22 protein-coding genes are annotated in these 20088 nt (G+C 71.2%); 8 read left to right on the top strand and 14 right to left on the bottom strand.

Translation table 11 applies throughout. From position 1 onward, the window contains the following. Positions 1-36: 36 nt before the first annotated feature. The 3 genes from MFF21_RS10900 to MFF21_RS10890 form a co-directional block, all read right to left on the bottom strand. Positions 37-3105 carry an efflux RND transporter permease subunit gene (locus tag MFF21_RS10900; RefSeq protein WP_283206528.1) on the bottom strand — a complete coding sequence of 1023 codons (3069 nt, stop codon included), beginning with the start codon at positions 3103-3105 and terminating at the stop codon, positions 37-39. Between the two features lie 100 nt (positions 3106-3205). Continuing rightward, positions 3206-4273: an efflux RND transporter periplasmic adaptor subunit gene (locus MFF21_RS10895; RefSeq protein WP_238311166.1), complete on the bottom strand. Its 1068-nt coding sequence runs from the start codon at positions 4271-4273 to the stop codon at positions 3206-3208. Continuing rightward, positions 4270-5349 carry an efflux RND transporter periplasmic adaptor subunit gene (locus tag MFF21_RS10890; RefSeq protein ID WP_373324985.1) on the bottom strand — a complete coding sequence of 360 codons (1080 nt, stop codon included), beginning with the start codon at positions 5347-5349 and terminating at the stop codon, positions 4270-4272. The genes MFF21_RS10895 and MFF21_RS10890 overlap by 4 nt, the downstream gene beginning before the upstream one ends. Before the next feature lie 200 nt (positions 5350-5549). Here MFF21_RS10890 and MFF21_RS10885 point away from each other — a divergent pair, with 200 nt between their 5' ends. Continuing rightward, positions 5550-6218, top strand: a complete 669-nt coding sequence (locus MFF21_RS10885; RefSeq protein ID WP_238311165.1) for a TetR/AcrR family transcriptional regulator — start codon at positions 5550-5552, stop codon at positions 6216-6218. Here MFF21_RS10885 and MFF21_RS10880 read toward each other — a convergent pair. From MFF21_RS10880 to pedA1, 11 genes are all read right to left on the bottom strand, one after another. After that, a complete protein-coding gene (locus MFF21_RS10880) occupies positions 6212-6511 on the bottom strand; it encodes a GCG_CRPN prefix-to-repeats domain-containing protein (protein ID WP_238311164.1) in 300 nt (99 codons plus the stop codon). The genes MFF21_RS10885 and MFF21_RS10880 overlap by 7 nt on opposite strands. 316 nt (positions 6512-6827) lie before the next feature. Further along, positions 6828-7112, bottom strand: a complete 285-nt coding sequence (locus tag MFF21_RS10875; protein ID WP_238311163.1) for a hypothetical protein — start codon at positions 7110-7112, stop codon at positions 6828-6830. A 192-nt stretch (positions 7113-7304) separates the two neighbouring features. Then, the gene (locus tag MFF21_RS10870) at positions 7305-7673 is read right to left on the bottom strand and encodes a hypothetical protein (RefSeq protein ID WP_238311162.1); all 369 of its coding nucleotides are present in this window, start codon (positions 7671-7673) and stop codon (positions 7305-7307) included. Between the two features lie 251 nt (positions 7674-7924). Continuing rightward, positions 7925-8335, bottom strand: coding sequence for a lanmodulin LanM (gene lanM, locus MFF21_RS10865; protein ID WP_238311161.1), 411 nt, complete (start codon positions 8333-8335; stop codon positions 7925-7927). A gap of 346 nt (positions 8336-8681) precedes the next feature. Next, positions 8682-9320 (bottom strand): hypothetical protein, encoded by a 639-nt coding sequence (locus MFF21_RS10860; protein WP_238311160.1) that lies wholly within the window; start codon positions 9318-9320, stop codon positions 8682-8684. Positions 9321-9332: 12 nt separating this feature from the next. Continuing rightward, positions 9333-10226, bottom strand: coding sequence for a lanthanide ABC transporter permease protein PedC (pedC, locus tag MFF21_RS10855; RefSeq protein ID WP_238311159.1), 894 nt, complete (start codon positions 10224-10226; stop codon positions 9333-9335). Then, on the bottom strand, positions 10223-10960 hold the full coding sequence (gene pedB / locus MFF21_RS10850) for a lanthanide ABC transporter ATP-binding protein PedB/LutE (protein ID WP_238311158.1): 738 nt from the start codon (positions 10958-10960) through the stop codon (positions 10223-10225). The genes pedC and pedB overlap by 4 nt, the downstream gene beginning before the upstream one ends. After that, complete coding sequence (locus MFF21_RS10845; RefSeq protein ID WP_238311157.1) at positions 10957-11223, bottom strand: hypothetical protein; 267 nt, start codon at positions 11221-11223, stop codon at positions 10957-10959. Before MFF21_RS10845 ends, pedB begins: the two co-directional genes overlap by 4 nt. A 2-nt stretch (positions 11224-11225) precedes the next feature. Next, positions 11226-11660 carry a cupredoxin domain-containing protein gene (locus tag MFF21_RS10840; protein ID WP_238311156.1) on the bottom strand — a complete coding sequence of 145 codons (435 nt, stop codon included), beginning with the start codon at positions 11658-11660 and terminating at the stop codon, positions 11226-11228. 56 nt (positions 11661-11716) lie between these two features. Next, the gene (locus MFF21_RS10835) at positions 11717-12706 is read right to left on the bottom strand and encodes a YVTN family beta-propeller repeat protein (RefSeq protein ID WP_238311155.1); all 990 of its coding nucleotides are present in this window, start codon (positions 12704-12706) and stop codon (positions 11717-11719) included. Positions 12707-12875: 169 nt separating this feature from the next. Continuing rightward, positions 12876-14129, bottom strand: a complete 1254-nt coding sequence (pedA1, locus tag MFF21_RS10830) for a lanthanide ABC transporter ABC transporter substrate-binding protein PedA1 (protein ID WP_238311154.1) — start codon at positions 14127-14129, stop codon at positions 12876-12878. Positions 14130-14326: 197 nt separating this feature from the next. Between pedA1 and MFF21_RS10825 the strand changes: the two genes are divergently transcribed. The 7 genes from MFF21_RS10825 (at position 14327) to MFF21_RS10795 (ending at position 20075) form a co-directional block, all read left to right on the top strand. After that, positions 14327-14890 carry a DUF3280 domain-containing protein gene (locus tag MFF21_RS10825; protein WP_238311153.1) on the top strand — a complete coding sequence of 188 codons (564 nt, stop codon included), beginning with the start codon at positions 14327-14329 and terminating at the stop codon, positions 14888-14890. A 51-nt stretch (positions 14891-14941) separates the two neighbouring features. Then, positions 14942-15715 (top strand): (5-formylfuran-3-yl)methyl phosphate synthase, encoded by a 774-nt coding sequence (locus tag MFF21_RS10820; protein ID WP_238311152.1) that lies wholly within the window; start codon positions 14942-14944, stop codon positions 15713-15715. Continuing rightward, entirely contained in the window at positions 15712-16293 is a 582-nt protein-coding gene (locus MFF21_RS10815) for an amino acid kinase family protein (protein WP_238311151.1), read from the top strand. The genes MFF21_RS10820 and MFF21_RS10815 overlap by 4 nt, the downstream gene beginning before the upstream one ends. Next, positions 16290-17873: a DUF6513 domain-containing protein gene (locus MFF21_RS10810; RefSeq protein WP_238311150.1), complete on the top strand. Its 1584-nt coding sequence runs from the start codon at positions 16290-16292 to the stop codon at positions 17871-17873. Before MFF21_RS10815 ends, MFF21_RS10810 begins: the two co-directional genes overlap by 4 nt. Before the next feature lie 16 nt (positions 17874-17889). Beyond that, complete coding sequence (locus MFF21_RS10805) at positions 17890-18486, top strand: DUF447 domain-containing protein (RefSeq protein ID WP_238311149.1); 597 nt, start codon at positions 17890-17892, stop codon at positions 18484-18486. Positions 18487-18513: 27 nt separating this feature from the next. Continuing rightward, on the top strand, positions 18514-19044 hold the full coding sequence (locus MFF21_RS10800) for an SRPBCC family protein (protein ID WP_238311148.1): 531 nt from the start codon (positions 18514-18516) through the stop codon (positions 19042-19044). 122 nt (positions 19045-19166) lie between these two features. Beyond that, on the top strand, positions 19167-20075 hold the full coding sequence (locus MFF21_RS10795; RefSeq protein WP_238311147.1) for a beta-propeller fold lactonase family protein: 909 nt from the start codon (positions 19167-19169) through the stop codon (positions 20073-20075). The last annotated feature ends 13 nt before the right edge of the window (positions 20076-20088 follow it).

Genomic DNA, 20088 nt, shown 5'->3' with positions numbered 1-20088 from the left:
CTGATAACTTGGGGGCGTGGGGGCCGGGGCCGGCCCTCACGCCTGCGCGGGCGCCGCCCCCGCCGCCGGCTTGCCCGGGCGGATCCGGTACCAGCCGACATAGAGGGCCGGCAGGAACAGCAGGGTCAGGAAGGTCGCCGCGAGGATGCCGCCGATCATGGCATAGGCCATCGGCCCCCAGAACACCTCGCGGGCGATCGGGATCATGCCGAGGCTCGCCGCGGCGGCGGTGAGCAGGATCGGGCGCATGCGGTGGCAGGTCGCCTCCACCACCGCGTCCCAGGGCGCCATGCCCTCGGCCGCGAACTCGTCGATCTGCGTCACCAGGATCACCGCGTTGCGGATGATGATGCCGATCAGCGCCAGCACGCCGAGGATCGCCACGAAGCCCATCGGCGCCCCGGAGGGCAGCAGGGCCGCGACCACGCCGATCAGCCCGAGGGGCGCGACGCTGGAGACGAGGAAGAGCTTCTGCACGCTCTGGAGCTGCACCATCAGGAAGAAGGCCATGGCGAGGAGCATCACCGGCACCACCGCCGCGATCGGGCCCTGGCCCTTGGCGCTCTCCTCCACGGCGCCGCCGACGGCGAGCTCGTAGCCCTCGGGCAGTTCCTTGGTGAACTGCGCGATGGCCGGCGCCAGGGCGTTGACCACGGTGGGCGGCTGCGTGTCGTCGGTGATCGCGGCCCGGACCGTGATGGTCGGCAGGCGGTCGCGCCGCCAGACGATCGGCTGCTCCAGGTCGTAGTGGAGCCGGGCGAAGGCGAGCAGCGGCACGGTGGCGCCGTTCGACAGCGGCACCTGCAGGCTCTGCAGGGTGTCGACGGAGTTGCGCTCGACGGCGAGCGCCCGGCCGACCACGTTCACGAGGTAGATCGAGTCCCGCACCTGCGTGATCGTGGTGCCGCCGACGATGCCGTTGAGGATGCCGGCGATGTCCTGGCTCGTCACCCCGAGCTGGCGCGCCTTGTCCTGCAGGATCTCGACCCGCAGCACCTTGCCGGGCTCGTTCCAGTCGAAGGTGGGCACGCCGATCCGGTGATCGGTCGCCATCACGTTGGCGAGCTTGAGCGCCTGGGCGCGCACCACCTGCAGGTCGGGCCCGGACAGGCGGTACTGGATCGGCCGGCCGACGGGGGGGCCGAGATCGAGGGGGTGCACGAACACGTCGGTGCCGACGAACTGCGTGCGGGCGAGTTCGTTCAGCCGCGCCATGGTCTCGTCCCGGGCCTGGAGCGACACGGTCTCGATCACGATCTGCCCGAAGAAGGCGTTGCCGAGCTGCTGGTCGAGGGGGAGGTAGAAGCGGATCGCGCCCTCGCCCACGTAGGAGCTCCAGTGGCGGATCTTCGGGTCGCCCTTTAGGGCCTCCTCGAACCGGTCCATCTGGGCCTTGGTCTCGCCGATGCTGGCATTCTGCGGCAGGGTCAGGTCGACCAGCACCTCGTTGCGGTCGGAGGCGGGGAAGAACTGCTGCTGCACGTGCCCCATGCCGACGATGGCCGCCCCGAGCAGGCCGAGGCAGATCAGCACCGTCACCCAGCGGAAGCGCATGGCCGGGATCAGCACGGCCCGGAAGCTGCGCAGCAGGAAGCTCGGCTTCTCGCTGTGATGCTTCATCGTCTTGGGCAGGATCTTCACGCCGATCAGCGGCGCGAACAGCACCGCCACCACCCAGGAGACCAGGAGCGCGGCCGCGATCACCACGAAGAGCGAATAGGTGTACTCGCCCGCCGCCGAGCCGTTGAAGCCGATGGGCAGGAAGCCCGCCACCGTCACCAGCGTGCCGGTGAGCATCGGGAAGGCGGTGGAGGTGTAGGCGAAGGTCGCCGCCTTGTGCAGGCTGTCACCCTGCTCCAGCCGCGCCACCATCATCTCCACGGTGATCATGGCGTCGTCGACGAGCAGACCCAGGGCGATGATGAGCGCGCCGAGCGAGATGCGCTGCAGCGTCACCCCCATGATCTCCATGACGATGAACACGATGGCGAGCACGAGGGGGATCGAGAGGGAGACGACGAGGCCCGCCCGCACCCCGAGGCTCACGAAGGAGACCGCGAGCACGATGACGACGGCCTCGACCAGCGCCTTGGTGAAGCCGCCCACCGCCTCCTCGACGATCTTGGGCTGGTCGGAGACGAGGTGGACGCCCACGCCGATCGGCAGCTCGGCCTCGGCAACCCGCAGGCGCGCCTTCAGCTCCTCGCCGAATTCCAGCAGGTTGCCGCTCGGCTGCATGGCGATGGCGAGGCCGATCGCCGGCTTGCCGTTGTAGCGGAACAGGGATTGGGGCGGGTCGGTATAGCCGCGGTGGATTTCCGCAACGTCCGCAAGGCGGAAGAAGCGGTCGTTCACACGCAGGTTGATCGCCTTGAGGCTGTTCTCGTCGGCGAACTGGCCGCCGACGCGCACGGAGACCCGCTCCGGCCCCGCCTGGATCACCCCGGAGGGGGCGACCGCGTTCTGCGCCTGCAGGGTCCGGACCAGGGTCTGGAAATCGATGCCGAGCCCGGCGAGCTTGCGGGTGGAGAAGTCGAGATAGATCACCTCGTTCTGGGCGCCGAGGATCTGCGTCTTGCCGATGTTCTTGACGCGCAGGATGATGGTGCGCACCCGCTCCACGTAGTCGCGCAATTGCCGCATCGAGACGCCGTCGGCGGTGAAGGCGTAGATGTTGCCGAAGACGTCGCCGAACTCGTCGTTGAAGGATGGCCCCTCGATCCCCTCGGGGAAGGTGTTGCGGATGTCGCCGATGCGCTTGCGCACCTGGTAGAACAGCCAGGGGATGGTCTTGGGCGGCGTGGTCTCGCGCAGCTGCACGAACACCGTGGCCTGGCCGGGCGTGGTGTAGCTGCGGGTGAAATCCACCGCGTTGATCTGCTGCACCTCCTTCTCGATCCGGTCGGTGACCTGCTCGAGGGTGTCCTGGATGGTGGCGCCCGGCCAGCGCGCCTGCACGACCATGGTCTTGATCGCGAAGGCCGGGTCCTCCTCGCGGCCGAGCCGCTGATAGGCCATGGCGCCGGCGATCACCGAGACCACCATCAGGAACCAGACGAAGGAGCGATGCGCGAGCGCCCATTCGGAGAGGTTGAAGGACTTCAGCATCGGGCGGAGCGAACGTCTTTGCGATCAATCGGATGCGGGGCGATCCTGACGCCCCGCCTGAAGGCTTTGCGGCGGGTCCGGGCCCGCGGCCGGGGACTCACCGGTTCGCGGCGAGGCGCACGGTCTGGCCCTCTTCGAGGCTGTGCACCCCGGCGACGGCGACCCGCTCCCCCGGCGCGAGCCCGGCGCCGATCGTGACCTGGCCGTCGCTGCGCCCGGACACGGTGACGGCGCGCCGGTTCACCCGGCTGCCGTCGGCGGAGACGACCCAGACCTCCGTCTTGCCCTCCGCCTCCAGCAGGGCGCCCGCGGGCAGGCTGATCCGCGGCTGCGTCTTCCGCTCCAGGGCGACGGTGACGGTGGTGCCGAGGCGGAAGGCGGGCGGGGGCGCGAGCAGGGTGAGGCGCACCCGGCGGGTCCGGGTCATGGGATCGGCGATGGGGCCGACCTCGCGCACCTTGGCCTGCGCCGTGACTCCCGGCGCCGCCTGGAGCGCCACGGTGTAGTTCGCCTCCGGACTCATCCCGCCGATCAGGTCGTCGGGGATGTCGACCACCGCCTCGCGGATGTCGGGGCGGGCGAGGGTGACCACCGCCTGCCCGGCGCTGACCACCTGCCCGACCTCGGCGTTCCAGGCGGTGACGACCCCGTCGAAATCGGAGGACAGCGTCGCGTAGCCGAGCTCGTCCTGCGCCCGCTGGAGGGCCGATTTCGCCTGGGCGAGGCGGGCGGCGGCGGTGTCGCGGTTGGCCACCGCGGAATCGAGCTGGGCCTGGGTGACGTTCGCCCCCTCGAACAGGGTGCGCTGGCGCTGCTCCGTGGCGGCGGCGTTGGCGAATTGCGCCTCGGCATCGGCCACGTCGGCCTTGGCCCGGGTCAGGGCGAACTGGGCCACCGTCGGGTCGAGGGCGGCGAGCCGGGTGCCCTTGGCGACGAGGTCGCCGACATAGACGTCGCGGGCGACGATGCGGCCGCCGACCCGGAAGCCCGCCTGGGTCTGGTAGCGCGGCTCGACCGTGCCGGCGAAGGGGCCGAAGGTGGCGCGCGCGCGGGGCTCCACCGTGACGGTGAGGACCGGGCGCACGGGGGCGGGGGCCTCCTCCGTCTTGTGGCAGGCGGAAAGGCCGAGGAGGAGCGCGGGCGCGAGGAGAAGAGCGGGCCTCACAGCGTGCCCTCCCCCGTCACCGCGACCCGCTGGCCCGGGCGCAGGAGCTGGATGCCGGCGCTGACCACCTGCTCGCCGGCCGAGACGCCCCCCGACAGCACCAGGGCGGAGCCGGAATAGCGGGCGATCTCGATCCGCCGCGGCGCCACCGTGCCCGCCTGCCGGTCGTAGATCCAGACGGCGGGGGCGTTCTCCCAGCGGTAGAGGGCGCTCCAGGGCAGGGTCACCGCCGTCTTCGGGCGGAAGCGCCCGCTGCCGATCACCACGGCGCCGAGGCTCATCTGCGGCGGCACCGGATCGATGGCGAGCTTCACCTTGACGCCGCCGCTGGAGGGGTCGAGGGCGGGCGAGATCTCCCGCACGGTGCCGGTGGTGCGCACCGACGGGTCGGCCTGGAGCACGATGTCGACCTTCCTGCTCTCCGGCGGCTCGGCGAGCAGCGTCTCCGAGACGGTGAAGACGGCGTCGCGCGGGCCGTCCTGGGCGATGGTGAACACCGTCTGCCCCGCCTGGATCACCTGGCCGGCCTCCGCGTCCCGGGCGGTGACGATGCCGGACACGCCGGGCTTCAGCTCGGTATAGGAGAACTGCTCCCGGGCGGTCTGGAGGGCGGCCTGGGCCGAATCCACCGAGGCCTGCGTGGTCCGCAGGCTCTGCTCCGCCTGATCGTAGGCGCTGCGGGTGGTGTAGCCCGAGCGCATGAGCTGCTTCTGGCGCTCGAAGGCGACCTTGGCCTGGGTCAGCAGGGCTTCGGCCGAGGTCAGCTGCGCCTGGGCGGTGTCGAGATTGACCTGCTGCTCCTGCGGCTCCAGCCGCGCCAGGACCTGGTCGGCCTCGACATGCGCGCCGACCTCGACGAGGCGGGCGGCGATCTTGCCGCTCACCCGGAAGGCGATGTTGCTCTGGAACTTGGCCTGGACGTCGCCGGTGAGCACGACCTCGTCGGCGATGCTGGCGAGGGTGGCCGTCACGGTCTTGATCCGGGCCAGCGCGTCCTCGGCGCGGGCGGGGGGACCGATCCCGAGGCAGGCTGCGAGAGCGAGCCCGGTCGCTGCGGTAGAGACACGACCCTTCACGGCGGAGCGATCTCCTCGTTGCCGATGAGGGGAACCGGACCCGGTCCCCTCGCCTTCCCGGCAGGAAGATCGCCCCGTCCGCCCACGGGGTCCCGGCGCCGCCCCCTGTCGGGAAAGCGGGAGCCGAATCGTTGCCTGCCGGGCAGAGAGCTAATAATAACTGACTGGTCAGTCAATAATGGGTGCGGAACGGGCGCGAGATGCCTTCGTCAGGTGGACGACAGCGGCGCAAGCAGGCGCGTCCGGGGGAGATCCTCGAGGCGGCCTTCGAGGAATTCGCCCGGACGGGCTTCGCGGGCACCCGGCTCGACGACGTGGCGGCGCGCGCCGGCATCACCAAGGGCACGATCTACGTCTACTTCTCCAGCAAGGAGGAGCTGTTCATCGCCACGGTGAAGGAGATCGTCCGGCCGGTGCGCGAGAATCTCGAGGGGCTCACCGCCGCCCTGCGGGGCAGCGCGGCGGCGATCCTGCGCCAGCATTTCGGCTTCATCTTCGCGCGGATGGTGGAGGATCGCCGCGGCCGCGAGCTGATCCGCATGCTGGTGGCGGAGGCCTGCCGCTTTCCCGAGCTCGCCAACCGCTGGCACGACGAGGTGATCGAGCCCCAGATGCTGCGGCTGCGCCAGGTCGTCGCCTACGGCATCGGGCGCGGCGAGTTCCGGGGGAGCGCCGCAGTGCAGTTTCCCGAATTGCTGCTCGCGCCCATCATCATGGCCTGCCACTGGCAGAGCCTCTACGGCGAGAGCCACCCCCTCGACATCGACGCCTACCGGGACGCGCAGATCGATCTCCTGCTGAACGGCCTCGCCCTCCGGGACGGAGAAGGGCCGGACGACGCGCGCCCGGCCCTCGAAGATACTCAGTAGAACGGCCGCGGGCCGTAATAGCCGTAATAGCGCGGCGGCGGGGGGCGGTAGAAGCCCGGGCCCGGCCCGTACCAGCTCCGGCGCCAATAGGGCCGCGGGCCGTAGCCCCAGTTCGGCCGGCAATGGCCCCAGGGATTGAGGTGGAAGCCGGGGCCGCAGGCCCAGTCGACCGTCTCGATCGGGGCCGAAGCGCCGAGGGGCGCGGGGGAGAAGGGGGCGGCCTGCGCCGCCGTTGCGAGACCGAGGCCGCCGGCGATCGCGGCAGCCATTGCCAGCACCTTTGCGTGCCTCATGACGTGATCTCCTACGCTGGAGCACCGACCCGGAGAGGGAAGCCTCCTCCCGGAGAGGGCCGGTGCGGAACGACATCCTCGAGCCTCGGACCCTGGAGCGGGCCCGGGGCTCACGCCCTTCCGGCGGGGAGCCGGCCGGGCTTGTCCAGCAGAGTGGACCCGCCCGGGTGAACCGATCCTGACCCGAATGCGACGGATTCGGGGCAGGAGGCCCATCCCGCCCGCCTCACGAAAACGTGTCGCAAGACCCTGGCGCGCAACGCAAAACGGCGGAGCGCGCGCTCCGCCGTCCGGGACCTTCCGTGAGGAGGTGGGGTTACTGCGCCGGGCCGCCGGCGGTGTTGCCGTACTGGGGCACCAGGAAGTTCGGCTGGGCGGCGTTGCCGCCCTTGGCGGAGCTGTCGATGGCGCGCTGGGTCCGGCTGAGACCCCAGCCGCCCCGCGGGCCGATCGAGCCCGTGGTCAGCACGTCGCCGGTCGCGACGGTGGCACCCGTGGGGATGCCGGCCGGAGCCGTATAGCTCTGGGCGAAGGCGGAGGAGGCGGGAAGGGCGAGGCTCAGGGCGAGCGCAGCAGCGACGGATGCAAGACGAGTATTCATCGGTCTTTCCTTTCGTCTGGCGCGGTCTCCGTCTTGTTCGGGGGCCGTGTCATCTTGTGGTGACCGTGAGATAGGAAGCCGCTTGCAGGGCCGACGTGCCGTTTCGCACGCGGCTTGCTGTTCTGCCCTCTTGCGCGGAATCACGGGGACTTGCGGATCCTTGCGGGCGCCGAGGCGCCCCGAGACGACGCCCTACCGGGCGACGAACAGGCCCGGCACGACCCTGCCCTCCGCGCCGAACAGCTCCGCCGCCCGCTTGCAGCTCGCCTCGACGTCCTTCCGGTAAGCCTCGATGTAGGATTGGGCGCGCAGGCGCAGCTCGCCCTGCTCCAGCTCCTCCAGGGAGACGCCCATCGCCGTGACCGTGCTCTTCAGGCGGGCCGTGTCGGTGCGCAGGGTCGGGCAGGACAGGTTCACGAAGCCGGCAAGGCCGGCGATCTTGGCGGCGTTGTTGCGCTTGTCCGCGGCGGGCTGGGGACCGGGCCCGGGGGCCGTCTCCGCCAGGGCCTGGGAGGCGCTCAGGCTCGCGAGGAGCGCGGCGGCGGCAAAGAGATGGTTCATCGGGAGACCGGTGTTTCCTGCCCTGGGGCGTTTCGGGCCGCGATCGGCCTCTCGTTCGCCGGGAGTCCTATCGCCCGAAGATCCTCGAGTCGAAGGATTCCGCATGCTGCCCCGCCCACCTTGCCCTTATTAAGTTCTGAAGGTCGCGCGATCCCCTCTCGTCGGCCGCCGGCGGGAGGCGAAAACAGGAAGGGCGCGGACCCTCTCGGATCCGCGCCCCGCGCCGTTCTCCGCAGTGAGGGCGGAACGGCTCACTTCATGAGCTTGAGCAGCTTCTTGCCGGCCGGGCTCGCCAGCTCCTTGGCGTCGATGGTGCCGTCGTTGTCGGGCTCGGCGGCCTGGAAGCGGGCGGCGACCAGGGCGAGGTACTCGTTCTTGTCGAGGGTGCCGTCGGAATCCGGATCGGCCGCCTTCAGCTCCTTCTTGGAGACGCGGCCCTTGAGCTCCTTGGCGTCCAGGGTGCCGTCCTTGTCCGGATCGAGGCCGTCGAAGGTCGCGGCGGCGGCGGCCTGTGCCTCCTTGAGGTCGATGGTGCCGTCGTTGTCCGGGTCGAAGGCGGCGATGGCGGCGGCGGGCTTGGCTTCGGCCGCGGCGGCGACCAGGGCGGCGGAGGAGAGGCCGAGAAGCGCGGCGAAGGCGAGGCGGGAGAACCGGGAAGCCATGTCGTGGAAGTCTCCGTGAGAGCAGCCGCAGCCGAGGAGCCGCCGCCGGTCAGCGAGGGGATCAGGAAGGCGCAGGGGCCGTGGAAGGGCCTGGGGGGACTTGGGTCTTCCTGTGTCGCTTGCCTAACCGTCCCGGGATAATTTGGCAATGCCCACGGGGTAACTTTGTGAAGAATGATGCCGTTTCGGGGCGCTCTCTCCGGGGCCGCTCCGTCCTCGCGGACGCCAAGGGGCTTGGCCTCCGGGCTTGGCTACCGGGCCTGGCTTCCGGTTCTGGCGGCGCAGGGCGAAGCGGCGCCGGACCCGCCGGGTCCCGCGCTGCCTGCGATCGAGGCTTCCGAAGGGGTTAGAGCTTCGCCTGAATCTTCCGGGCGATCTCGCCGAGGCGCTGCTCCAGCAGGGTCGGCACCTCGCAGACATAGGAGACCGACTGGCTGCGCTCCTGGAAGATGCGCCGGTCCCAGTTGAAGGCGCTCTCGAGGTCGGCAGTCTCCTTGGAGGAGACCTTGGTCGGGTCGCTGTCCGGGCTGTCCTTGGCGGCGCTGACCTTGTCGGCCTCGTCGCGGATGCGCTCGGCGAGCCGGCGCTGGCCCTGGGCGTAGCGGGTGATGCCGCTGATCACGGTGTTGCGCTCGCCGTTGATCACCTCGAACACGCCGGCGAAGAGGCGGGTGAGGCGCTTGTCCTTCTCGGCCTTGTCGCCCCCGCTCTTGGCGAGGAACTCGTCGAGGAGGCCGTCGACCTCGCTCAGCTCCGTGCGGCGGGAGGCGATCTTGCGGGCGAGCTGGGCCACCTCGCGGTCGTTGCCCCATTCGCCGGCCTCGGCGAGGTCGGGACCGGTCCAGAACGAGCCGTAGCCGAGGGTGGTCACCTTGCGCTGGGCGCAGGGCCAGTCCGGGTCGGCCTTGGGCTGGGCGAGGGCCGGCCCGGCCAGGGCGAGGGCGAGGAGGGGCGCGAGGCGGGCGGGGGACAGAAGGCGGAGCATCCCGGGGGTCTCTCAGTTCGGTTCGCCCGCCGGGCCGCCGCGCCGGGCCATGAGGCCGCGGCCGGGGTCGTAGGCGATGACGGCGAGCGTGAAGAAGGCGAGCGTGGTGCCGACCACGACGGCGCAGGCGAGCGGCTCGAACTTCACGTAGAGGGCGAAGCGGACCAGCTCGACCGCGTGCGTGAACGGGTTGGCCTCGCAGATCCAGTACAGCGTCTCGCTCGATTCCCGGATCCGCCAGAGGGGATATAGGGCGGAAGAGGCAAAGAACATCGGGAAGATCACGAAGTTCATCACGCTCGCGAAGTTCTCGAGCTGCCGCACCAGGGAGGACAGGAACAGGCCGATGGCGCCGAGCATCATGCCCGCCGCCAGGAAGGCCGGCAGGGCCGTCAGGTAGCCGAGCGGCGGGATGTCGGTCTCCCAGAAAGAGGCCACCGCGAGGAAGGTATAGGCCTGCACGATGGAGACGCAGACGCCGGCGATCAGCTTGGCGAAGAGCAGCGTCCAGCGCGGATAGGGCGAGGTGAGCAGCACCTTCATCGAGCCGACCTCGCGGTCGTAGACCATCGAGAGCGAGGATTGCATGCCGTTGAAGAGCTGGATCATCACGGCGAGGCCGGGCACCACGTAGACCTCGTAGAGCACGTAGGTCTCGTAGGGCGGCGTGATCGAGACGCCCAGCGTGTTGCGGAAGCCGGCGGCGAAGATGAACAGCCAGACGAGCGGGCGCACCAGGGCCGAGAAGAACCGCTCCTTCTGGTTGAAGAAGCGCAGCAATTCCCGGCGCACGATGCCGCCCAGGGCGATGCCGTAGCCGACCGCGTCGAGCCGTCCGGCATGGGGCACGGGCCGGGCGCCCGCCTCGGCGCCGCTCGCGACGGCGGGGGTGGGGGAACGGCTCATGCGGCGGCCTTTGCGGGTTCGGCCACGAGGCGGCGGAAGGCGGCTTCCAGGGTCTCGCCGGGGGTGCCGATCGCCCCGGCCCGGCCGCGGGCGACGATGCGGCCGCGATGCAGGACCACGGCCTCGTCCTCGGGGGCGATCTCCTCGAAGATGTGGGTCGCCCAGAGCACGGAGAGCCCCTCCTCCCGCACCAGGGCCCGTACGATGCCGACGATGTCGGCGCGGGATTCGAGGTCGAGGCCGACGGTGGGCTCGTCGAGGAGCAGCAGGCGCGGCTCGTGGATCAGGGAGCGGGCGATCTCGATGCGCCGGGACTGGCCGCCCGAGAGGGTGCGGATCTTGTCGTCGCGCCGCTCGGCGAGGCCGACCCGGGCGAGAAGCTGCTCGATGCGCGCCCGCGCCGCCCGCCGGCCGATGCCGTGCAGGCTCGCGTGATAGTGGAGGTTCTGCGCGACGGTGAGGTCGGTGTCGAGGGTGCGGGCCTGGAAGACCACGCCGAGCCGGGCGAGCGCCCGCGAGGGCTCCCGGTCGAGGGGATGGCCGAAGATCGCGACCCGGCCCTCCTGGTTGTTGTAGAGCCGCGTGATCACCGAGAACAGCGTGGTCTTGCCCGCGCCGTTGGGGCCGAGCAGCGCCATGAAGCGCCCGCGCTCCACCGCGAGCGACACGTCGGACAAGGCCGCGCGCTGGCCGAAGCGGTGGCTCACATGCGCGACGTCGAGGGCGGCGCTCATTTCGGCAGCGCCCTCTTGGCGTCGCCCACGGCGTCGAGGCACTCGTCGAACTCGCCCTCCCCCTGCTCGCGCCGGGCGACCCGCAGGGCCTTCTTCAGCTTGGCGAGCACCGGCTCCGGGGGCGCCTTGGCGATCTCGGCCTCGATCAGGCCGATGCCGTCGGCGCAGGCCGCCTTGTCGTCGGCGCGGGCCGGTCCGGCGAGGAGGAGGGCCGCGCCCAGAAGGGTCGCGGCCAGGAGGGCGGGTCGGGGCAGGCTGCGCATGCTCACTTCACCGAGATCGTGCCGGTCAGGCCTTTGTCCTCGAGGCCCTGGGCGTACCACTTGTAGGTGCCGGGCTTGATCGCGACGAATTCGAGGGCGATCTCGCCCGGATCGTCGAATTCGAGGTGATCGGGCGCGCCGCCGCCATGGATCTCCTTGTGCTCGATCACGATCTGGTTGAACCAGATGTAGCGGAAGAACTCCGGCGCGTAGAACTTGTATTCCTGCCGCCCCTTGGCGACGATGCGCAGGCGATAGGCCTTGCCGGCCTCGAGCTCGATGTCCTTGTTCTCGACCACGAAGTCGTTGCCCTCCTCGTTGCCGAGCACGAGGTCGGGCAGGTTCTGGCGCTTCTTGGTCAGGTCGAGGGCGCCCGCCGGGGCGGCGGCGAGCATCAGGGCCGCGGCCGACAGGGCGGCCCGCATCATCCGTGTCATGTCCGTTTCCTCCTCCGCCGCCGTTGCCCGGCGGTCCGTGCCGTTCTGGTCGGGAATTACTTCTTCGTGATCGCCACGCCCCAGGGCAGCAGGCCGACGGGGATGCTCTTGACCACCTTGAGGTTCTCCACGTCGATCACGGAGACGTCGTTCGAGGTGCCGTTGGTCGTGTAGAGCTGCTTCTCGTCCGGGGTGAAGGCGAGCTGCCAGACCCGCTGGCCCACGGGCAGGTATTTCAGCACCTCGTAGGTCTTGGTGTCGATCACGGCGACGCGGTTGGCCGGGCCCAGGGCGACGAAGGCCTTGGCGCCGTCCTTGGTCAGGCGCACGCCGACCGGCTGGATCTGCTCGTCGGTCACGCTCGGGATCTTGAAGGTGATCTTCTTGATGACCTTGCGGGTGCCGACATCGATCACCGAGACCGTGCCGCCGACCTCGGCCGAGACCCAGAGCGTCTTGCCGTCGCCGGAGAACTCGGCGAAGCGCGGCCGCGCATCCACCAGCACATTGTCGATCACCTGGAAGGTCTTGGTGTCGATGAAATGGGCCATGTTGGTGGTTTCGGAGGTGTTCACCAGGATCTTGCCGTCCGGCGAGAGGCCCATGCCCTCCGGCTCGACGCCCACCGGCACCTCGGCGAGGACCTTGTTCTTCTCGATGTCGAGGATGGTGACCTGGCTGTCGTCCTCGTTGGCGACGTAGAGCGGGTTGCCCGAGGCATCGAGGATGAACTGCTCCGGGTCGGGGCCGGAGCGCAGGGAGCGGACCACCTTACCCGTGGCGGTGTCGAGCACGTCGATGCGGTCGTCGTCGCTCGCGCAGACGAACAGCTCCTTGTCGTCCTTCGAGAGGGTGACGCCGCGGGGCCGGCGCCCGACCTTCCAGGTGGCGGTCACGGTCATGGTGCCGACATCGATCACGGAGACCGAATTGGCCTTCTCGTTGGTGACGTAGGCGGTCACGGCCCGCGCGCCGGCCGTGCCCGCGACGAGCCAGGCCGCCGCGAGCGCCGCCAAGCCCGTTCCCGCCCCGAAGCGAGCGCCCATCCGTGTCCTCCCTGTCGTTCCGGCGCTTGCGCGCGCCGTCTCCGAGAAATGGTCCCGCGCGGGATGCCCTGTCGGGGCGGGCCGCACAAACTGAAAATTCGGGCTGTCCCCGCCCCTTACGCAGGCGGTCGATTGCCGCATCGGGCCGGCGCCGGCGAGAGCCCCGCCGTCATTTGAACTTGCACGTCGTCTCGGGCTCGTCGGTGCCCAGGGTGTCCAGCGGCGTGCGCTGGTGGATGAAGCCCTGCTCGGGGGCCACCGAGACCATGGCCTTGGGCTGCACCACGATGATCGGCTGGCGCAGCTGGTGGTCCCAGGGGCGGTAGGTCAGGCTGACACCCTTGTAGGCGGGCAGGGAGAAATCGGGCGTGGTCAGGTAGGGGGCGAGCACCGCCGGGTCGGTCGACTTCTTCTGGGTCGCCGCCTCGCCCACCGTGCGCACCGCCGCCCAGGCCTGGTAGTCGAGGGGGCGCATCAGCCGGCCCGAGAGGCGGCGGAAGCGGTTCTGCGCCTGGGCCGCGCCCCAGGTCTCCAGGGTCGGATGCCAGGTGGTGGCGATCAGCCCCTGCGTGCCGGCCACGGGGCGGGGATCGACGGTGCGGTAGGGGACGTAGTCGCCCCAGTCGCCCTCCTCGTCGGCCACCACCGCCATGTCGTAGTCGAGGCCCCGGGTGAAGACCATCGCCTCGGCCCGGGTCGGGGTGTCGCCCCGTGCCTTGGCCAGCGGCCCGAAGGTCCAGGGCTTCTCCGCCGTGATCTTGAGGCCGAACTTGCGGGCGGCGTTCCTGAGGGCGTCGGCATAGGCCTTGTCCCGCTCGGTCGGACCCACGATCAGGAAGATCTTCCGCCAGCGCATCAGGGTCATGTACTGCGCCAGTGCATCCGTTTGCATGGCCCGGCTCGGCAGCACGTGGAAGACGTTGGCGCGGCACTCGACCCCGCGCAGGGCGTCGTCCGGCGCCCCGGCATTCAGCACCACGGCGCCCTCCCCCTTGAGGGCGTCGGCCACGGCCAGCACCTCGGCCGCCGGCAGGGTCAGCACGACATACTTCACCCCCTTGGCGACGAGCGCCCTGGCGGCGGCGACCGCATCCTGGCCCTCTTCGAGAGCCACCTCGTCGAGGGCGTAGGTCTGCTTGGTGAAGCGGCCGGTGGTGTTGTTGTCCTTCACCGCCATCCGCGCCCCGGCGACGCCGAGATCCTCCGGGTCGGCCTCGGCGTCGTAGGAGGACGGCGCCGGCAAGGGCCGGTAGAGGAGGCCGATCCGCGTGTCGCTGCCGCCGGCCGCCGGCGCCTCCGCGCCGGGCGCCGGCTTGTCCTCCGCGGCCCGGCTCTCCTGAGCCCGCGCGGCACCGGCCGGCAGCGGGGCGGCGAGGATCAGCGACAGGGCGAGGGTGGAGGGGCGAAGGGCAGGATGATGCATGCGGGCGGCACGCTAGCAACATTGCGCCGGCCGCCTCAACGCCGGAAGCATAAGAGCATCATAAGCTTTTCGCCCGGAAAAACCACCCGACGACCCGGGAGGCAGAGGCGGCGGGCGTTGCCAAAACCGCCATGCGCCCGACCTTGGGGAGACGAGAGGCCGCAGGAAAAGCCGGCCTCCCCCGGGAGACGACGCTCATGACGGTTCGTGCCAGGAGAATCCGCGCCCCGCGCCTGCTCGGGCTCCTCACCTGTGCCGGCCCGGCCCTGCTCGCGCCCCTCGGCCCCGTCCGGGCCGAGGCGCCGGCCGGGGAGGGCGGCAAGGCGGCGGTCTTCGCGGCGGAGATGAACGATCCCTCCCTCGCCTATGGCCGCAAGCCCGTGCCCGCCGAGCAGAAGCGCCTCGCCCTGGTGACGGACGAATTGCGCAAGGCCCTGTCCGACAAGGCGGGGCTGGCCAGCGTCGACCTCGCCCCGCAGCAGGAGGAGATTGCGAAGCAGGCGCCCCTGTGGAAATGCAACGGCTGCGCGTCGGACATCGCCAAGGCGCTCGGCGCCGGCTATGCGGTGACGACGACGGTCGAGAAGGGCGCGGGCCAGATCTTCAATCTGGACGTCGCCATCGCGGATTCGGCCACCGGCAAGGTCGTGCGCAGCGGCCTCGTCGTGATAAGAGCCAACACCGACGACGACTGGACCCACGCCATGCGCTGGGTCGTGAAGAACCGGCTCCTCACCGAGCCGCTGCCGGGACGCTCCTGAGGGTCCCGAGGCGGTGCCCGGGGAGCCCTTGATCCGGAACACCGAGACAGCGTGCCGCAGCGTAGCCACCCGATCGCGTCCCCCCTGCCCGCCCCCGTCCGCCTGCTGGTCAGCGTGCGCGACGGCGCCGAGGCGCGCCTGGCCGCCGCGGCCGGGGCCGATCTCGTCGATGCCAAAGATCCCGAGCGCGGGGCGCTGGGCGGCCTGACCCCGCAGGCCGTGCGGGCGATCCGCGTGGGCCTTGCCCCGGGCATCGTCACCAGCGCGGTGGCCGGCGACGAGGGGGGGCAAGAGCGCGGCCAAGCATGCGGCCAAGCGTGCGGCGAAGACCCCGTGGCCGCGGTGGCGGCCATGGCGGAAACGGGCGTCGACTGGGTGAAGGTCGCGGTCGGCGCTGCGGAGGGCCGTCCGCTCGCCGCCATGGCCGCCGCCGCGCCCGGCCGGCTGATCGGCGTGCTGTTCGCCGAGGAGGGCCTGGCCGAGGCGGGCGCCGCCCCGGCATGGGTCGCGCGCCTCGCCGCGGCGGGCTTCGCCGGGGCGATGATCGATACGCGCGGCAAGGCCGGGCGCCGCCTGGGCGACCTTCTGTCCCCGGCGGTGCTGACCGAATTCGTGGCCTCCTGCCGGGCGCATCGGCTGATGAGCGGGCTGGCCGGCTCCCTCGCGGTCGCGGACATCCCGGCCCTGGCGGCCCTGCGCCCCGACTATCTCGGCTTCCGCGGCGGGCTCTGCCGCGAGGGCGACCGCCGGCAGGGGCTCGATGCGGGCCGCGTCGCAGAGGCCGTCGCCGCCCTGCGGGCGCTCGCCCGGGATGCGGCCGCGTGACGGGCCCGTCCCTCACCGTCGTGAAGGTCGGCGGCAGCCTGCTCACCGACCGGGACCGCCTGCGGGCGGTGCTGGCCGCCGCCGTCGAGGCCGGGCCGGTCGCCGTGGTGCCCGGCGGCGGCCCCTTCGCCGACGCGGTGCGCCGGGCCCAGGCCAGCCTCGGCTTCGAGGACGGCCTCGCCCACCGCCTCGCCCTCGACGCCATGGGCCGCATGGCCGAGATCTTCCGCGCCCTTGAGCCGCGGCTTCCCGTCTCGGCCTCCCTCGACGCCCTCGCCGGCGCCCTGCGGGCCGGCCGGAGCGGGATCTGGGACCCGGCGGCGCTCAAGGCCGGCCATCCCGACATCCCCGAGAGCTGGGCGGTCACCTCCGACAGCCTCGCCCTCTGGCTCGCCACCCGGCTCGGCGCGGCGCGCTGCATCCTCGAGAAATCGGCGCCGGCACCCGCCGGGGCCGATCCCGCGGCGCTGGCGGCCTGCGGGCTGGTGGATGCGGCCTTCCCGCGCTTCGCCGCCGCCTTCCCCGGCACGATTCTGGTCCGCGGTCCCGAGGCCGGCTCCGGGAGGGACGCCGCATGAGCGCCCCCGGACAGAGCCCGCGCGACCACCTCGTCTTCGTCACCGGCAAGCTCGCCCATGCCCGGCTGGAGAAGGTCGCGGCCACCCTCCCCCCGGACCGCTTCGCCTGGAGCATCGCCGATGCGGGGGTGAAGGTCGCCGCGCTGATGACCGAGGAGATCATCAAGCGCCGGGTGAGCATCCCCGAGGGCGCGACGCGCATCGTCCTGCCCGGGCGCTGCCGGGCGAACCCGGAGGCGCTCGCCGCGCATTTCGGCCTGCCCGTGGAGCGCGGCCCCGACGAGATCGTGGACCTGCCGGCCTATCTCGGGCTCAGCGGCCGCAAGGTCGACCTGTCGCGCCACGACCTGCGCATCTTCTCCGAGATCGTCGACGCCTCGAAGATGACCGTCGACCAGATCGTGGCCAAGGGGCTCGACCTCGCCCGCCGCGGCGCGGACGTGATCGATCTCGGCGGCCTGCCCGACACCCCCTTCCCCCATCTCGACGACGCCGTGCGGGCGATGAAGCGCGCGGGCCTGACGGTCAGCGTCGATTCCTTCTCCCTCGACGAACTGACCCGCGGGGCGCGGGCCGGGGCCGATTATCTCCTCAGCCTCAACGAGGAGACCCTCGACCTCGCCTTCGAGACCGACGCGGTGCCGGTGCTGGTGCCGATGCGGCCGGACGACCTGCCCTCCCTCGACCGCGCCATCGCGCGGATGGAGAAGGCGGGCCGGCCCTATATGGCCGACCCGATCCTGGAGCCGATCCATTTCGGCTTCGTCGAGTCGGTCGCCCGCTACAACGAGGTGCGCCGGCGCTGGCCGGGCATCGAGATGATGATGGGCACCGGCAACCTCACCGAGCTCACCGAGGCCGACAGCCTCGGCGTCACCGCGCTCCTCGTCGGCATGTGCTCGGAACTCTCGATCCGCAACGTGCTGATCGTGCAGGTCTCGAACCACACCCTCCGCACGGTGGAGGAGCACGATGCGGCCCGGCGGGTGATGTACGCGGCCAAGGCCGACGCGGCGCTGCCCAAGGGCTATGGCCGGGCGCTGCTCGCCCTGCACGACAAGCGCCCCTTCGTGCAGACCCCCGATGAGATCGCGGCCCTGGCCGCCGAGGTGCGCGATCCCAATTACCGCATCGCCGTCGCGCAGGACGGGATCCACGTCTACAACCGCGACATCCACAAGGTCGGCACCGACGCGATGGCCTTCTTCCCCGACTTGAACGTGGCGAGCGACGGCGCCCACGCCTTCTATCTCGGCGGGGAGCTGACCAAGGCGGAGACCGCCTTCCGCCTCGGCAAGCGCTATGTGCAGGACGAGCCCCTCGACTGGGGCTGCGCCGCCGACCGCGCCGCCGAGGACACCACCGCCTTCAAGAAGGCCGGCCACACCCGGCATAGCGGGCCGGACGCGCCCCCGCCGGGCACCCGCGACGCGGCGGATCCCGAGCGGGACGCCGCCCCGCCCCGGCGGGAGGACGGCCAGGGCCGCCCGGAGGCCGCCGACCCGCTGTCCCAGCCTCGGGGCGGCCGCGTGGTCTGCGGGAAGCTCGTGCCCGATGCGGGCCGGGCGGGCGAGGATTGAGCCAGGGGTTGAGACGGTGCCGCTGATCCTCGAGACCATCGTGACCACGCTCTCCCCCGAGGGCGCGCTCCACCTCGTGCCGTTCGGGCTGATCCAGGACGGCGCGGACTACGTGCTGGCCCCGTTCCGGCCTTCCCCGACCATTCACAATCTCGCGACGAATCCGGTCTTCGCCGCCTCGGCGCCGAGCGACGTGCGGGTGATCGCCGGTGTGGTCACGGGGCGGCGCGACTGGCCGGTCGTGCCCTGCGAGAAGATCGCCGGGCAGCGCCTCGCGGAGTGCTTCGGCCATGCCGAGTTCGAGGTGGTGGCGGTGGAGGAGGACGCGGCCCGCCCTCGCTATCGTGGCCGGCTGGTCCATGCCATGAGCCACCGGCCGTTCATCGGCTACAACCGCGCCCAGGCGGCGGTGCTGGAGGCGGCGATCCTGTCGACGCGTCTGCACATGCTGCCCCCCGACAAGATCCTGACGGAGATGGCCTATCACGCCATCGCGATATCCAAGACGGCCGGGCCTGCCGAGCGGGAGGCCTGGGACTGGATCGAGGACAAGGTCGCGCAAGCCCTCGGGCGGAGCGAACGCGTCCTCGGAAACACCGGCTCCGCGTCCTGACGCGGCGGCTCAACGGAGAAACCTCTGATGCGCTTCATGACGCTCGCGGCCGTGGCGGCCCTCGCCACGGTCTCGTTCACGGCCCAAGCCCACGGCCCGACCCGGCAGAAGGTCTCGGAGACGATCGAGATCAACACGCCCGCCGACAAGGTCTGGACGGTGGTCGGCAACTTCCAGGACGCCAGCTGGATCCCGGTGGTCGAGAAGACCGAGGGCAAGGGCGGCAACGAGGTCAAGGCGACCCGGACGCTGACGCTCAAGGGCGGCGCCACGGTCGAGGAAGAGCTCGCCAAGTACGACGCCGAGAAGAAGCTCCTCATGTACCGGATCAACAAGGTCGACGTGAAGGTGCTGCCGGTGAACGACTACTCCTCGACGATCGAGCTCGAGGGCGACGGCGGCAAGACCAAGGTCACCTGGAAGGGCGCCTTCTACCGCGGCTACATGAACAACGACCCGCCGCCCGAGCTGAACGACGAGGCCTCCAAGAAGGCCGTGCTCGGCCTCTACAAGGCCGGCCTCGAGAACCTGAAGGCCAAGGTCGAGAAGGGCTCGTAGGGGCTTTGAGTCTTCGGAGAGCCGGCGTGCGTCGATCGTTTCGGTGGGCCCGCCGGCCCTTTCCGCCCGCCTGGGCGGGGGCGAGGATCAGGGCGCCGCGCGGCGTCCTGCTGGCGGTGGGGATGCTCGCCGTGTCCCCCGCCCTCGCGCAGCAGGCCTATGTCACGACGCAGCTCGGCAACGCCGTCGACGTCGTGGATCTCGCCGCCGGCAAGGTGGTGCGCTCGATCCCCGTGGACGGGGCGCCCGCCGGCATCGCCCTCGCGCCCGATCGCAGGACGGCCTACGTCACCCGCCCCGAGGGCCATGGCCTCGCGGTGATCGATCTCGATGCGGGACGGGTCAGCGCGACGGTGCCCCTGCCCGGCGGCCCCCTCGGCATCGGCGTCAATCCGAGGACCGGCGCGGTCTACGTGGCCGACTGGTATGGCGCCCGCGTCTTCGTGCTCCTCCCCGAGGGCGGGAGCCTCCGGCGCTCCGGCGAGATCGCGGTCGGCCGCTCGCCCTCCGGCATCGCGGTGACGCCCGACGGGGCCACCCTGCTCGTCGCCAACCGGGAATCCGACAGCGTCTCGATCGTCGACCTCGCCTCGGGCAAGGAGTGCGCGGTCGTTCCCGTCGGTCAGCATCCCTTCGGGCTGACCCTGTCCGCGGACGGGACCCGCGCCTACACCGCCAACGTCGTCTCCGACGACGTCTCGGCGATCGACGTGGCGGCGGCCCGGGAGATCGGCCGGGTGAAGACCGGGGAGCGCCCCTACGTCATCGCCCTGGCCGGTGGCCGCGGCTTCGTCACCGACCAGTACGTGAACGACGTGACGGTGTTCGATCTGGCGAGCCTGGAGAAGGTCGGTACGATCGATGTCGGCGACCATCCCGAGGGCATCGGCACCGGGCGGGACGGCAGGACCGTCTACGTCGCCAATTGGGGCGACAACAGCCTGAGCGTGATCGACGTGGCGACCCTCAAGGTCACGGGGACCATCGCCACCGGCGACGGCCCCCGCGCCTTCGGGGATTTCCTGCGCTAGGACCCTCTCCGCC

It is taken from the genome of Methylobacterium organophilum (assembly GCF_022179465.1).
In the GTDB taxonomy this organism is placed as follows: Bacteria; Pseudomonadota; Alphaproteobacteria; order Rhizobiales; family Beijerinckiaceae; genus Methylobacterium; species Methylobacterium organophilum.
The sequence above is the reverse complement of the archived record's forward strand: the minus strand, read 5'-3'. Positions and strand labels throughout refer to the sequence as shown.